Source organism: Lacticaseibacillus hegangensis (assembly GCF_003946465.1).
In the GTDB taxonomy this organism is placed as follows: Bacteria; Bacillota; Bacilli; order Lactobacillales; family Lactobacillaceae; genus Lacticaseibacillus; species Lacticaseibacillus hegangensis.
Window position 1 is genome coordinate 58873 of the sequence record NZ_RHOL01000008.1, and the last position, 14626, is coordinate 73498.

The 14626-nt window shown below is 44.8% G+C and carries 11 protein-coding genes; all 11 read left to right on the forward strand.

Going from position 1 to position 14626, the window contains the following annotated elements; all coding sequences use genetic code 11:
* Positions 1-783 precede the first annotated feature (783 nt).
* Complete coding sequence (locus tag EKM86_RS03560; protein ID WP_125755140.1) at positions 784-1128, forward strand: hypothetical protein; 345 nt, start codon at positions 784-786, stop codon at positions 1126-1128.
* 703 nt (positions 1129-1831) lie between these two features.
* A complete protein-coding gene (locus tag EKM86_RS03570) occupies positions 1832-2776 on the forward strand; it encodes a Gfo/Idh/MocA family protein (RefSeq protein WP_125755142.1) in 945 nt (314 codons plus the stop codon).
* A gap of 17 nt (positions 2777-2793) precedes the next feature.
* Entirely contained in the window at positions 2794-4722 is a 1929-nt protein-coding gene (locus EKM86_RS03575) for a BglG family transcription antiterminator (RefSeq protein WP_164506150.1), read from the forward strand.
* Complete coding sequence (locus EKM86_RS03580) at positions 4719-5156, forward strand: PTS sugar transporter subunit IIA (protein WP_125755144.1); 438 nt, start codon at positions 4719-4721, stop codon at positions 5154-5156. The genes EKM86_RS03575 and EKM86_RS03580 overlap by 4 nt, the downstream gene beginning before the upstream one ends.
* A 24-nt stretch (positions 5157-5180) precedes the next feature.
* A complete protein-coding gene (locus EKM86_RS03585; RefSeq protein WP_125755145.1) occupies positions 5181-6620 on the forward strand; it encodes a PTS fructose transporter subunit IIC in 1440 nt (479 codons plus the stop codon).
* A gap of 25 nt (positions 6621-6645) precedes the next feature.
* Positions 6646-7518 (forward strand): ketose-bisphosphate aldolase, encoded by an 873-nt coding sequence (locus EKM86_RS03590; RefSeq protein WP_125755146.1) that lies wholly within the window; start codon positions 6646-6648, stop codon positions 7516-7518.
* Between the two features lie 420 nt (positions 7519-7938).
* A complete protein-coding gene (locus EKM86_RS03595; protein WP_125755147.1) occupies positions 7939-9792 on the forward strand; it encodes a BglG family transcription antiterminator in 1854 nt (617 codons plus the stop codon).
* 1 nt (position 9793) lies between these two features.
* Positions 9794-10666, forward strand: coding sequence for a ketose-bisphosphate aldolase (locus tag EKM86_RS03600; protein ID WP_125755148.1), 873 nt, complete (start codon positions 9794-9796; stop codon positions 10664-10666).
* Positions 10667-10694: 28 nt separating this feature from the next.
* Positions 10695-12650, forward strand: a complete 1956-nt coding sequence (locus EKM86_RS03605) for a PTS fructose transporter subunit IIABC (protein WP_125755149.1) — start codon at positions 10695-10697, stop codon at positions 12648-12650.
* 216 nt (positions 12651-12866) lie between these two features.
* On the forward strand, positions 12867-13637 hold the full coding sequence (locus EKM86_RS03610; protein WP_125755150.1) for a DeoR/GlpR family DNA-binding transcription regulator: 771 nt from the start codon (positions 12867-12869) through the stop codon (positions 13635-13637).
* A 112-nt stretch (positions 13638-13749) separates the two neighbouring features.
* Positions 13750-14616, forward strand: coding sequence for a class II fructose-bisphosphate aldolase (locus EKM86_RS03615; RefSeq protein ID WP_125755151.1), 867 nt, complete (start codon positions 13750-13752; stop codon positions 14614-14616).
* Positions 14617-14626: the final 10 nt, after the last annotated feature.

Here is a 14626-nt window from a genome sequence, read left to right on the forward strand (position 1 = left end):
GTCGGTGACAGTCGCGTTGCCTGTATAAATCGACTATATACCCATGGCAATGGGTGCTTCAAAAGATACGACTCTAGAAGAAAGTCTGACTCTTGAGAAATCATCGTATCAGAAGCTAATGGACGAGTGCCGGAATACTATTGCAGGATGATAGTGTCTAGTTATTCAGTTGTAAGTTGTAATTGTCGCACACCTAGTCCGTTATCCTCTGTGAGCTATAAAGAATATTCTTGTTTCGAGTCAGAGCCAGTACCTCCGATTATTGACACTGGTAGTGTGTGGCATACGATGAGTCTTCAACTGAAGCGACGTCTTGCTTATCATTCTCCTCTTTAAGGGCGTGTGTAAAAGTTGCAATTAAAACCAGGGGGTTCAAGTCGTAACAGTGGGCCAAATCGGGGCTCCTATAATGGTCTAGTAATACTTGCTTCAGGGATCCGGCTAATCTCGTGGTTGGCAGTACTCACTAGTGCGTTGATCATTACCTACTTTGGGCTTAATTCGAACTCATTTACATCTTGGGCGATTGTTGACTTAATCTTGGTCGAAGCGTTCGCCGATCCGTATGTGATCGGAACTGCTCTGGTAGCCCACTACGGCTGGCTGGTTAATCCAACTTCGCTGGGAGCAAAGGATAGCGACGTAGTAAAGAAAAGGAGACTAAGTAATCGCAGTGTCAATCAACATTTCGTTAGCAACCAATGCGAACACAGAGAAGACGATTGGTAAGGTTATCGTGTGCTCTTACACTCAACCGATGACATCGAGGTGACAGCCAAGAGTATGGCAACCTATGAGTACTGGGTTTGGCGTGGCACGCAGATTTTTGTGCATTTTGGTGTCGATGATTTGGGTGCCTACCAGGTTAGGACCCCAGGTTATATCGCAAGGGGAGCCGATAACATTAACCAATATGTGCCTGCTCAGTTGGAACTCTGTGATTCCTCTGATTGCGACCATGCTATGAGGGCACACTGGAGCTGGATTGAACTAGCAGTCACAACGGCTGACAAGTTTGGCTTCTCTCGCATCCTCGACGATGATAACAAGAGGGCAGGTACGATACCCACCGGTGGGTATCTCGTACCTACGGCGGTTCCTATCATGGTGGTCAATATTCGTGGTTGACTAAGCTTGGCAACAGTGAGGCTCAACTTGCAGTCGACCTGAAGGCTGGTAGGGCAAGTGCCATTGTTATATCCAAACAAGCTACAAAGCCGGAAGCCAAACCAGCATCGAGCGGTATTGCGGTTGATGGTTACTGGAGAAAAGGCGCCACAACTCGTCTTCATCAAGTCTATGGTTCCTATGTCGATGGCGTTGTGTCGAACCAGTGGAACTGGAAAATTCAGGCTTAACCTCTGGTTGGCAGTTTGTAACCCCTGCGTCCAAGGTAAGGGGTATTATCCTGATCTCGAAGATGCAAGGAGGTGGCGACAGCAAGTGGGAACTGAAACCATTAAGCGTTGGCAGCGTATTGCCGCCACACCTGTAGATGGGAAGATTCGCCCCGGGCGGTTCATTGCTCGTTAAGTATATGCCGCATTGTGTGAATGCGGGCAAGAAAGTGCTCTAAGAATAAACGAAGCCTAGGTCGCAGAAGAGTGGCGGTTTTGTTGTGCCTCCTTGATTTGTTGAAACTGGCAAAGAATACAAAGAAATTAAAATGGTTTACCCAAGTGCATGAGCAAAGATCATGCAGTGAATATGAATGTTGCAATCAAACAGGGAATGTGGCAATTATAAGGGGGAAATTAAGCGCTTACATAGTTCCAATCCAGATATACTACTTATGAACATGTTCACAATCAAAATTTAGGGAGGCAATCTAATGAATTGGGGCATTATGGGACTTGGTCATATCGCACACGATTTTGCAACGCAGATGAATAAAACTCGGCCAATATACGGCGTAGCCGGACGGACGGCAGAAGAAGCGGAACAGTTTGGAAAGGAATTTCAAGTATTACATAAGTACTCTAGTTACGAGGAGATGGTTAGCGATCCAGACATTGACATCATCTACGTGGCTACTGTAAATTCCCAGCATTTAAAAGACATCAAGATGAGCCTTGAGGCGGGTAAACACGTCATGTGCGAGAAGGCCATCTGGGGTGACTACGAGGAAATCAAGGCTATGTACGACTTAGCTCACAGCAAAGGACTTATCTTAGCTGAGGCAATGACAATCTATCACATGCCGCTCTTTGGCAAGATTCGCGATCTGATCTCCGACGGCAAGCTAGGAAAGATTAAAATGATTCAAGTAGATCTTGGTTCGCTAAAAGACGACAATCCAAATAACCGTTTTTTCTCGAAAGAGCTCGGTGGTGGCGCAATGCTGGACATTGGGACATACGTTCTGTCTTTTGTGCGACACTTTACAAGTGGGAAGCTAAACGATCCTGTATATGTTATGAGGAAGTACCCTACTGGAGTTGATGAGATGTGGTCGATCTCCTTTGATACAGAATCAGGAGTTATTGCCAATACTAATATGACATTTCGCGCAAAGCTTCCTAAGCGAGCTGTAATTACTGGCGATAAGGCATACGTTGAAGTCTACAATTACGTGCGTGCGGAGACTGCAAAGATTGTATATCCTGACTTCTCTTCAGAGAATATTTCTGCGGGCGAGACGGAGCGGGCGTTGTCTTATGAGATCGAAGACTTTGAGGCGACCGTAAACAATCCTGCACTTGGTCTCGATTATGCTCAGCAGACTCTTGATGTGGTAGGTGTCATGGACAAACTTCTGAAGGCTGAGAATATATAGACATGAGGGGGTCCGTCATGAGTAAGAATCTAGACCAAGACATACTTCGAATACTTATGCGGACGGACGCCTATCTGACCTTGAAGAATATCTCGGAGACTTTGAAGGTTTCGAAAAAAACAGTCTGGAATCACATACACTCCTCTCGATTTCATGATTTACTCGGAGGTCTGAACCTTGAGGCTGAGCCGCGTAAGGGAATCCGCGTAATTGGAGATAATTCAACCAGTCGCTTGCGTGAGATTCTTGCAGACGAGGAAGACGTGCTATCCGTTTCTGATAAGGATCGTCTGGAACAAATATTGACATATCTTTGTTTCAGACAGGTGTGCAGTATTTCAGATCTCAGCCAGCGATTTTTGATGAGCTCCTATGAAATTTGTGGATTAATCTACAAGTCCGACATCTATCTTTTGGAATTAAACCTTCAAATACAAAGTACTCGCGGAGTAGGAATTAGAATAGCGGGTGCTGAAGAAAAAATTCGCCAACTTTTCGTCAGGCTTGTGTTGAGTCAGACAAAAAGGGTGAAGACTAAACAGCATCAAAATCCGGATTTTGATGAAGGAATCCTTGAGGTCCTAAAACAGTTCGGCTATGACAAGGAATTTGTTCTAACGAGTTCTATAGTAAAACAAATTGAGCGGAAGGATTTTGTAGGCTTCAACGATGAGGGAAGAAAAGAAATAGTCTTGTCTACATTGATTTCCTCGCATCGATCTCAGATGGGGGAAAAAGTAACGGTGCCACCACAATCAGTCGAGATTGAAAATCCTCACTATCAGGACTTCGCTAATACTTTGAAGGCCAACTTTAATCTGAAACCTGACGACGTAGGATTTTTGTGGGACATTTGTGCAACTCGCGAAATACACACGCCAGATTCGCCGCAGGGAGAAGACATTAATATAGTTGAGACCTCGAAAGCTTTAGTTACGACGTTTTTCGATGTGGACATTCATGATTCCGAAATTCAATATCTGATCCAAAATCTTGCCTACCATCTTTCCCAAGCAGTACGAAGAAGTCGTCTGGGCATCCAGGTACACAATCCAGCTCTTAACGACATTAAAATGCATTACGGACAATTTTACTATATGGCAATGACGGCAGTAGAGGTAATAGAAAAGCGCTACAACATTGCCCTGAACAACGACGAGATAGGGTATATAGCGCAGTATATTTGTGTTATCACCCAAATTCTGGCGAGTAAACAGTTCTACAAGGTCGTTCTTGTAAGTGACAACGGCTATGCGTTTAATCAGATATTTGTGATGAAGTTAATGAACGCATTTCACAATTTGATGATAGAGAAGACCATTCTAACGAAATCTGTGATTTCCTATGATTTCTCGCAATGCGATATGATTGTCAGCTTCACACCACTAAAGCTTAAGTCCGAGCAAAGGGCAAAGTATGTGCATGTGAGTGCGGCACTAACGGAAGAGGACCGCCAAACCATACAACACTTATTGTTCAAAAACCGAAGTGGTCTCGGAACGGATAGTAAAGAGCTGGAAGAAAATGTTGATTTTGAATATCGTGAGGGAAATTTTTCGTCGAGAGAAGAGCTCCTGAGACTCAATACCAACGAGCTTTTAGCACGAGGCGTTACTAAGGAGAGGTATCTTCAATCAATCATTAAACGCGAGTCTAAGGCGAGCACTGCAATAGGGCGTGGTATAGCTATTCCTCATGGTGATAGTAGCTTGGTAAAGATACCGACATTGCTATTTATTAAGAATCGTACGCCCATAGTATGGGGCGACGAAATGGTAGACACTGTTATCATGCTCGTCTTGAATTTCGACGATACTAAGAACAATAAGCTGTTCTTTAGACGGTTGTACTCCTGCATTAGCGACTCTTCCTTAATCAGGGGTATTAGAAATCAGCAGAGCATTGAAGTCTTACGTAAGAAATTAATGGAAGGGGAGTCTTCATGACGAACGTTATCGATCAGAAACGAGTGTTTATCAATCGGGATTTTCAAACGCGCGGTGAGGCTATTGACTTTCTTGTAGAGAATTTAGTGGAGGAAAATATCGTTTCGGATAGAAAGACCTTTTTAAGCGCACTCCAAGATCGCGAGATAGAGGTGTCCACCTATATCGGTCACTATGTGGCTATCCCTCACGCAATGAGTAGTGTGGTTTCCGAACCGACGGTCAGTGTTTTGAGGCTATCGAAGGATATAGACTACAACGCTGACGGCGATCAAGTGCACTTAATTTTCATGCTTGCCATTCCCGAGAGTGGGGGAAAGGAACACCTAGCTATCCTCAGTCGATTGGCACGCAAACTGATGCACAAAGAAATTCGAGCAAAACTTGAAAATTCGAAAACAGAAAAAGAAATTGTAGATACGTTAACGAGTTAATTCATCTTCAAAGGAGGACTGAACATGACCAAGCTAGTTGCTATCACAACCTGCCCTACGGGGGTTGCTCATACTTACATGGCTGCCGAGGCGTTGGAAGAGACCGCTAAGGATAAGGGTTATGAGATCAAGGTTGAAACGCAAGGCGCTTCTGGCCCGGAAAACGAGTTAAACAAACAAGACATCAGTCAGGCTGATGTCGTCATAATCGCAGCAGGTAAGAGCGTCAATAAAGACCGATTTGTTGGAAAGCGTGTGTATGAAGTTGGCGTAGAAGAGGCAATCAAGGATCCTGAGAAAGTCATTAGCGATGCTTTTGACAGGGCGGTATTTTTGGATCCTAATGGGCAGTCAACTAATGCGGGACGGAGCGCTAAAAATAGTGTTCAAGGAATTTATAAGCATCTTATGACCGGTGTCAGTTTCATGATTCCAGTAATTGTTGCGGGAGGTATTCTATTAGCGATTAGTTTCCTCTGGGGGTTAAATTCGGCCGATCCCAAGGACCCTTCTTACAACGCAATCGCGGCGGCCTTGAATGCGATTGGCGGTGGTGACGGGGCCTTAGGATTAATGGTTCCGGTGTTGGCAGCAGGGATTGGGTACTCTATCGGTGGTGTTCCGGCGATCACATCTGGTCTAATGAGCGGGTGGGTAGCCAAAAGCATTGGTGCTGGGTTTCTGGGCGGCATGGTTGGTGGCTTCTTGGCCGGTTATGTGACCCTGTACTTAATCAATTACATAAAGATACCGAAGAAGCTCGATTCTATTAAGTTTGTTCTGATTATCCCCGTCCTTAGTGTAGCTATTGTCGGGTTGCTGATGACATTTGTTATTGGGATTCCGATTGAACATCTAATGAAGTGGATTTCCGGTTGGCTCGGAACTATGGGCACGGGCAATAAACTTTTACTAGGGATAATTACAGGGTCAATGATGGCCTTTGATATGGGGGGCCCATTGAACAAATCAATCTTTGCATTCAGTATGATTGCTTTCGATGCTGGCAACTTTGTCCCGTTTGCCGCTGTCATGGCTGGAGGGGTAACGCCACCACTTGCTATTGCTCTTTCAACTGTTATTTTCAAGAATAAATACACTGCCGAAGAGCGTGAGTCTGGTAAGGCTGCCTGGGTCCTCGGGGCTGTCAACATCACTGAAGGCGCGATCCCGTTTGCCGTTGCAGACCCTCTGAGAGTAATACCATGCATTATGATTGGGAGTTCGGTAGCATCAACGTTATCCCTGATTTTTAACTGTGCATGTCGAATTCCGCACGGGGGCTTGATTGCTCCGTTGATTCCTAACGTGGTGGATCATCCAGTCCTTTGGGTCGTGTCCATCATTTGCGGGACGATTGTTGGCGCGATTTTGCTTGGCATCGTTAAGAAAACAAAAACAGAAACAGAAGCTTCGGCGAAGACTTCCACTCAGTTGAATCCGCTAGATATGATGAAGGGCTAATCAATTAAACACGGAGGTTGGTATAGTGTTATACAATATGGTAGATTTGTTGTTCGTCGCATACAAGAATCAGTTCGCGGTAGGGTCGTACAACGTCGCCAACAGTGAATTCGTTCCGGCCATCATCGGTGCGGCCGAGAAGAAAAATGCTCCGGCGATTATCCAAATTCATCCTAACGAAATTGGTTTGGTAGGAGAAGACTTTATTGCGTATGTTCGTCAGGCCATTGACCGTACTCGCATTCCAATGGCGCTGCATGTAGATCACGGCGCAACTTTACACGATTGCATGGTCGGCATTCACAATGGTTACACGTCAGTAATGATTGATGCTTCTGCAAAGCCCTGGGAAGAGAATATTGCTTTGACGAAGAAGGTTGTTGAGGCGGCTCACGCTGCTGGTGTTTCTGTTGAAGCGGAACTTGGCACCATTGGTTCGAACGAATTGAGCACCGAAGGTAACGGCGTAAATAAGATTCTCTACACTGATCCAGATGATGCTAAGAAGTTTGTTGAGGCTACGGGTGTTGACACTTTAGCGGTAGCTATCGGTACACGTCATGGGCATTATAGCCACGTTGAAAAGCCGGAACTTAAAATCGATTTGCTGGAACGGATTCACGAAGCGGTAAATATTCCATTGGTGCTTCACGGTGGGTCCGACAATAAAGACGATGAGATTCGCAAGACGTACAAGCATGGTGTAGCGAAGATCAATCTGTCTACAGATATGAAGACAGCTTTTTTCAGCCAGCTGCGTAAGAATCTGGACAAAAACAGAGATGCTTACGAGCCCGATCAATTAATGCCTTCTGCACGAAAAGCGGCACAGGAGGTTGTTGAGTATAAAATGGATTTGTTCAATGCAACTGGAAAGGCAAGCTTATACAAGATTTAATCAACGATTGAATGGATTCAGTAGAGAGCTGGCGTTTAAGAGCGGTCCCGAAATTGACAGTTTTGTAAAATGTGAATTTTAGAAATACAAGAAGGAGCCGACCCTTTCCGACTCCTTCTTTGTTGTTGAAATGTGGATATTAGAAAATTACATTTCAGAGGGGTAGCTTTCGCATCAGAAAAATCCCCCTTACTAGAGCCCTGGTAGTCCGGTACTATAAAGTAAGGGACTATATTTGATTTGGGGTCAACGCCTGTTCCCGATGTGTAAATATTTCCGGGTAGGAGGAAAGACCGGAAAAAGTGAAAATGTTTACCCGGAAAATTAATTGATTATGTAAGCGCTAACTTAATAAGCTACACTGTCCTTGTTAAGTGATAAGCGTGGTTCGAGAATAGGTTCGGTAAGAGGTGAGAACTGATGAACAAGAACATGAAACGATTGCTTAACATTTTACTTCAGCAGAGTGGATACATGACTAGCGGGGAGTTAGCTAGTTTGCTGGATGTAACTGAAAGAAGCATCCGCAACTATGTAAGGACATTAAACCGAAGCAATGCACGGGAACCTTTGATTATCTCGTCACCCCAGGGATATAAGATCCAGAAGGACATTTATGACCAGAGTGTTAAGGATCAGCTCATGGAACAAGATGAAAGCAGCCTGCTATTTAGGGTTGCAAACATCTTAATGAGCAATGAGGGCTACATGACTTTCGATGCCCTTGCCGCGCAGTTGCACTATTCAGTGGAGAGCATCAGAAGCAAGGTGCAACTCCTGTTCGCCAGAATTAAGGAAGTGAACATAAAAGTTCACCTTGATTCGCAGATATTCACTGGCATTAAGCTCGAAGGAAGCGAGACCCAGAAAAGACTGCTTCTCGAGCAGTTAGTACCAGTTCAGAAGGTTACACGTCAGCACCCCAAGCATGCGATTCAACAAATGTTGAATGGCATTGCAACAGAAGAGCAAGTACGACAGCAGATTGAAATAGTAGATGAAGTGTTGGCTAAACAACACGTGACCATGGATTTCGTGGTTTATGTCAAGATTATTTGCCACATGTTGATTATAGAGTACCGGAGAGGTGAAGGGTATTCAGTGTTGCCTGCGAAAGATCCCGACAGGGTAGAGCGGGCGCCCGAGCGTGTATTGGCGAAAAGCCTTTTAAATGCTCGAGAAGTAAAGATTGTAGACTCTGGAGAAGAGTACTCCTTGACGAACTACTTAATCTCACTCCCGATGAACATTCCGGGCACGTTTACACCCGAGATGAACAGGAAGCAGGAAAAGGCAATTAATGATTCATTGAAATCTGCTGAAAAGGTCTACTCCATACCGCTGTATAGCAACGGTCAGTATCGCACACAAATCATGAACCACATTATGAGATTACTGAATCCGCTGGAAGAAAGCATTCCGATTTTTAATCCGTATTCCACAGAAACTAAGCGTGAGTATCTGTTCGCATATTCGATAGCTTGTTATCTGTATGACACACTGCAAAACGACCTCGACATTCGCATACCAGAATCAGAGATTTCATTTTTAGCCATACATATTCAGTTGATACTTACTGAGGAGACAAAGAACACCATATCTACCGCCTTAATCTTTAGGGGTAAGCGTTCTGAAGCAGACTTGTTCAGATACAAGATCCAGAACTACTTCCCTAACATAAAGGTTGAAAAGACGCTGTTAAGCGACGAACAGTGGCCAATGAGCAAGTATCAATTAATTATAGCCTGTGGTTTTGATGGCGCAGAGACTGACGAGCGAAATGTCATCAAGGTAAGCAGAGAATTGAATCCAAAAGAGATTGTTTCTTTGCAACGGTTCGTTGATTCGTATGGGACCTTCTCATTGATTAACGATCTCGATTATTACCATATTGATGAACATAGCAGCAGGTCGGCAATAAAGGAATTAATTGGAATGTCGGGTTATAGTGAATTGTTACCGTATTTTATGCAAAGAGAGTCGATGTCTCCTACCGACATTGGCAACCTTGTAGCATTACCTCACCCGTTTTTGAAGGGCTCTGAAACCTCTGCAAAAATCATTGTCGGCATAAACGATGAGGATATTGACTGGGGCAGTCAGAAGGTGCGTTTGATTATCATCTACATTCCAGCAGCTGATTTGAAAACAAACAAGGACTTCTTCAGCGACGTGTACCAGAGGACAAGCAATATTAGTCTTATTCGAAGCTTGATTGGGACCAAGACTAAAGATGAGTTTGTCAAAATTTGGAACAAAAAGGGAGAAAATTAATATGTTATACAACATGGTTGATCTTTTGGATGTCGCATACAAGAACCAGTTTGCCGTTGGCTCATATAACGTGGCAAATAGTGAATTCGTCCCAGCAATTATTGGTGCAGCGGAAAAGAAGAATGCACCGGCGATTATCCAAATTCACCCAAATGAAATTGGCTTGGTTGGCGAGGATTTCATTGCTTATGTACGTCAGGCGATTGATCGTACTAAGATTCCAATGGCACTGCACGTAGACCACGGTGCTATGTTGCATGACTGCATGGTTGGTATTCACAATGGTTACACATCTGTCATGATTGACGCTTCTATGAAGCCTTGGGAAGAGAACATTGCTTTGACGAAGAAGGTTGTTGAAGCAGCACATGCCGCCGGGGTCTCTGTTGAAGCTGAACTGGGAACCATTGGTTCTAATGAATTGAGCACCGAGGGTACTGGTGTAAACAAGATTCTGTACACTAAGCCGGAAGATGCGAAGAAGTTTGTCGAGGCAACTGGCGTTGATACCTTGGCCGTAGCCATTGGTACACGTCATGGTCACTATAGCCACGTTGAGAAGCCAGAGTTGAAGATTGATCTGCTTGAACAGATTCATCAAGCAGTCGATATTCCGCTGGTTCTGCATGGTGGCTCTGACAACAAGGATGAAGAGATTCGCAAGACATACAAGCATGGCGTTGCAAAGATCAATCTGTCTACTGATATGAAGACCGCGTTCTTCAAACAGCTGCGTAAGAATCTTGATGATAATCCAGATGCATACGAGCCTGATCAGGTAATGCCGTCTGCTCGGAAAGCAGCGCAAGATGTTGTTGAATACAAGATGGATCTGTTCAATTCTACTGGCAAGGCAAGCCTGTACAAGATTTAATTGATACCGTTCCCGGGAGGTGAATGATATGAAAATTGAAGATTTAGTCGATATTAAGAATATTGACACAAGCATTGAACCCCTGAAAAAAGAAGTCGTAATTGACAATATGACAGAAAAACTACGTAGCAATGGCTATGTTAGCGATCCTGGAGTATTTAAGAAAGCAATTTACAAACGCGAAGAAGAAGTGTCAACAGCTGTTGGTTATGGCGTTGCGATTCCTCACGCTAAAACTAACGCCGTTAAGCAAGCAACAATTGGTGTATTCCGAGATTTAGCCGGGGTACAATGGGGCGACCAAAAGGTAAATCTTGTCTTCATGATTGCGGCTGAGGAAAACGCAAGCGACGAGCATCTGAAGATGTTGTCAAAGATCTCAACGTTTTTGATGGACGACGTGTTCCGCGCAAAACTCCTGACAGCGGAAACTACGAAAGACATTTATGATGCTCTGATTGCGGAAGATGCAAAAACATCGGAACAAACCAATTTAGCCCAGGCTCAGAATGACAACGGTAAGTATTTGATTGGTATCACGGCATGCAATACTGGTATCGCTCACACGTTCATGGCTGCGACTGCACTGCAAAATGAGGCCAAGAAACGTGGTATGCGGGCTAAAATCCAAACAAATGGTGCCACAGGTATTGAAAACAAACTGACTCCTGATGATGGAGCTAAGGCCGATGCTATTGTTATCGCACATGATATTAAGGTTGATACATCAGCCTTCGCAGGCCGGCCTTATATCGATGTCCCTATCAAAGACGCGATTGACAACCCAGCTTCGGTTGTTTCACAAGCCTTGCAGAAAACTGCGGCCGGTGGCGGAGCATCGACCTCATCAGCTTCGAAGGGTAACAGTGTCGAGGCTGCAATGGGCAAAAAGGAAAAAGATACTGATGATCTTTCTCCAATAGGCAAGTTTGGTCGAGCATTCTACACCCACATTATGAGTGGTGTCTCTTACATGATTCCGTTCGTTGTCGTTGGTGGTATTTTCATCGCCATCTCGTTCATGTTTGGGATTTATGCTAGTGATCCTAAGAGCCCTGACTACAATGTGTGGGCTGGATTCTTCAATGAAGTTGGCGGTAACGCTGCGTTCAAACTATACGTCCCGATCTTGGCGGGCTTCATTTCTTGGAGCATTGCTGATAAGCCCGGCCTTGCACCCGGCATGATTGGCGGCATGATGGCCGTTAATGGTGGTTCTGGGTTCCTTGGCGGTATGGTCGCAGGGTTCCTGGCGGGTTATGTCACACGTGTTATCGTGAAATACACCCGGAACGTGCCACACTCATATCAAGGGATCATGGCTGTACTCGTGATTCCACTATTGGCAACGTTCGTCGTCGGGTTCGTTATGTTCTTCATCATTAACACGCCATTTTCTAAGCTGATTGAGATTTTGACCAACTGGTTGAAGTCAATGAATGGTGCTAATGCGGCGTTAATGGGAGGAATTCTGGCTGGCATGATGGCCTCCGATATGGGTGGTCCTATTAACAAGACTGCTTCAGCTTTCGGGCTGGCTATGTTCGCATCTAAGATTTACGCCCCATCAGCTGCCTTGATGGTTGGTGGCATGGTTCCGCCTTTGGGCATTGCGCTTGCTACGGTTCTTTTCCGGAACAAGTTTACAAATCAAGAGCGTGAAGCTGGTAAGGCTAACTGGGTTCTGGGAGCAAGCTTCATTACTGAAGGCGCTATTCCGTTTGCTGCCGGAGATCCGTTGCGTGTAATTCCTGCAAACATTATCGGTGGCGCTGTTGGCGGGGCACTATGTATGGCCTCTGGCATCACATTGCAGGCTCCTCATGGTGGTATCTTCGTCATTCCAATCGCCTGCAACAAACCGCTTCTTTACATTGGTTGCATCCTGTTAGGTACTGTTATCACAGCTTTGGTTCTTGGATTCACTAAGCGCACGCTTAGCGAGGACGAGATGAATGCGCAGATGTCTGGTGGCATTATCTAATTTGAACTGGGTCTATGACTCCTTGGGGCGTTAGCCTTAAGGAGTTTTTTTGGGCTTGGCGTGTACTCAAGAAAAGCTGGAACTTTTAGGAGATGTCGGCAAGCGCACATAAATAATGAAGACCCAAGTTTTTCAGACGAGATGAAAGGGGTTACAATAATCCATGTGTCTATTTTCATTTTAATTCGAAGCTTTTGACGTTAGGAGGACTCATTTGTGGCGAGGGAAGAAATCAGAGCTCAGGTTATAAGGGCCTTGGAAAAACAGAACCATGTCACCGTTTCGGAACTAGCTGATAGGACGTATACTAGCGAATCGACCATCAGAAGATTGCTGAAGGAGATGGAGGCGGAAGGTGAGTTAGTTCGCACTCGTGGAGGTGCATCTCTAATAAGGCCAGATTCTATAGAGAGGGGAATGCATTATAGATATGGTGCTCATATTCAAGAGAAGCGCAAAATCGCGATTGCAGCCGAAAAGCTAATTGAAGACGGCCAAAGGATAATGATGGATTCCAGTAGTACTGCTCTCATCTTTGCCGAACAAATTCGGCACCATAAGTACATGGACATTCTGACAAATGGACTGCGTACAGCCGTGCAGCTATCAGAAATCATGGATAGTACGACTAATTTGTATTGTGCTTGTGGTCATATTCACACCGAAGCATCAGGAGTTTATGGTGGAGCTACTACCGATTTTATCCGAAAGCATCAAGCCGATCTCGCTTTCCTTTCGGGCCGGGGTTTAGATGATCGTGTTGGTGTTTCTGATTCACGTGATGAAGAGGCTGAGATTAAACAAGCAATGGCAAAGTCTGCTGATAAAGTTGTCGTATTAATTGATTCTTCAAAGGTTGGAAAAAGTAATTTCTTTGCAAGTCTCGGATTCGACCAAATTGATATTCTGATTACAGATAAGGCGCTTCCTCAAAGTATAGCGGATAGGCTGACCAGCAATGATGTTCATGTAATAGTAGCAAAGTGAGCAATCTCTGTGACAAATTGTCACTCCCGTACCGCCAGATTTCCAACATTTAGTCAAACCCGTGAAAGCGCGAACATACGTGATACGATGCTTGTTGAAAGGGGTGTTGGAAATGACATTGGTCAATTTAAATTCTGTTTTAATTCCTGCGCAAAGTGGGAAATATGCGGTCGGAGCTTTCAATGTAGTAAACCTGGAAATGGTTAATTCAATTGTACAGGCTGCGGAAGCAAAGCATGCTCCAGTCGTTGTTCAGTATGCCGAGGATGACGACTCGCGCATGAAGATTGAACAAATTGGTTATTATGCTACCGAGGTTGCAAAGCATGCTGGGGTTCCAGTGGTCGTTCATTTAGATCATGGGCACAGTTTTAAGGCATGTATGCGTGCCATTCGAGCCGGATACAGCTCAGTGATGTTTGATGGATCCGAGCTTCCTTACGAGGAGAATCTCGCAACGTCTAAAGAAGTTGTTAGAATCGCCCACGAAGTTGGTGTGTCTGTTGAGGTAGAGCTGGGTCGGATGATTCGGAGTGGTGGCAAGCCATTGGAGAATCCAGATATTACAGAATTGATGACAGATCCTAAACTTGCTCATGAGTTTAGTCAAGAAACTGGGGCAGACGCAATTGCGGTCTCCTTTGGAACGGTGCACGGGGTCTATAAGACAGTACCACACCTGAATTTTGATCGACTAAAAGCACTGCGCGAAGCCATCAAACAGCCACTAGTAGTGCACGGCGGGTCTGGCCTAAAACCAGAAGAGTACCAAGAGATGGCCGCTGATGGCATCACGAAAATCAACTTTTATTCCGATATGGCTAACCGTGTCGCAAAGCATATCGTTAAAGATTTGAATGGTATTGGGGACAACATTTACATTCAGGATTGGACCGACCGACAGTTGCAGTATGTTGCTGATGATCTTGAGGAAAAAATTGAAGTATTCGGCAGTGCAAACAAGGCCGCTTCACTTTAGAAGGGGAGAG

Bases quoted from the DNA above. Each gene is read 5' to 3' on its own strand.
- EKM86_RS03595 (WP_125755147.1), top strand. From the start codon at position 7,939: ATGAACAAGAACATGAAACGATTGCTTAACATTTTACTTCAGCAGAGT.
- EKM86_RS03600 (WP_125755148.1), top strand. From the start codon at position 9,794: ATGTTATACAACATGGTTGATCTTTTGGATGTCGCATACAAGAACCAG.
- EKM86_RS03575 (WP_164506150.1), top strand. From the start codon at position 2,794: ATGAGTAAGAATCTAGACCAAGACATACTTCGAATACTTATGCGGACG.
- EKM86_RS03585 (WP_125755145.1), top strand. From the start codon at position 5,181: ATGACCAAGCTAGTTGCTATCACAACCTGCCCTACGGGGGTTGCTCAT.
- EKM86_RS03570 (WP_125755142.1), top strand. From the start codon at position 1,832: ATGAATTGGGGCATTATGGGACTTGGTCATATCGCACACGATTTTGCA.
- EKM86_RS03560 (WP_125755140.1), top strand. From the start codon at position 784: ATGGCAACCTATGAGTACTGGGTTTGGCGTGGCACGCAGATTTTTGTG.
- EKM86_RS03605 (WP_125755149.1), top strand. From the start codon at position 10,695: ATGAAAATTGAAGATTTAGTCGATATTAAGAATATTGACACAAGCATT.
- EKM86_RS03615 (WP_125755151.1), top strand. From the start codon at position 13,750: ATGACATTGGTCAATTTAAATTCTGTTTTAATTCCTGCGCAAAGTGGG.
- EKM86_RS03580 (WP_125755144.1), top strand. From the start codon at position 4,719: ATGACGAACGTTATCGATCAGAAACGAGTGTTTATCAATCGGGATTTT.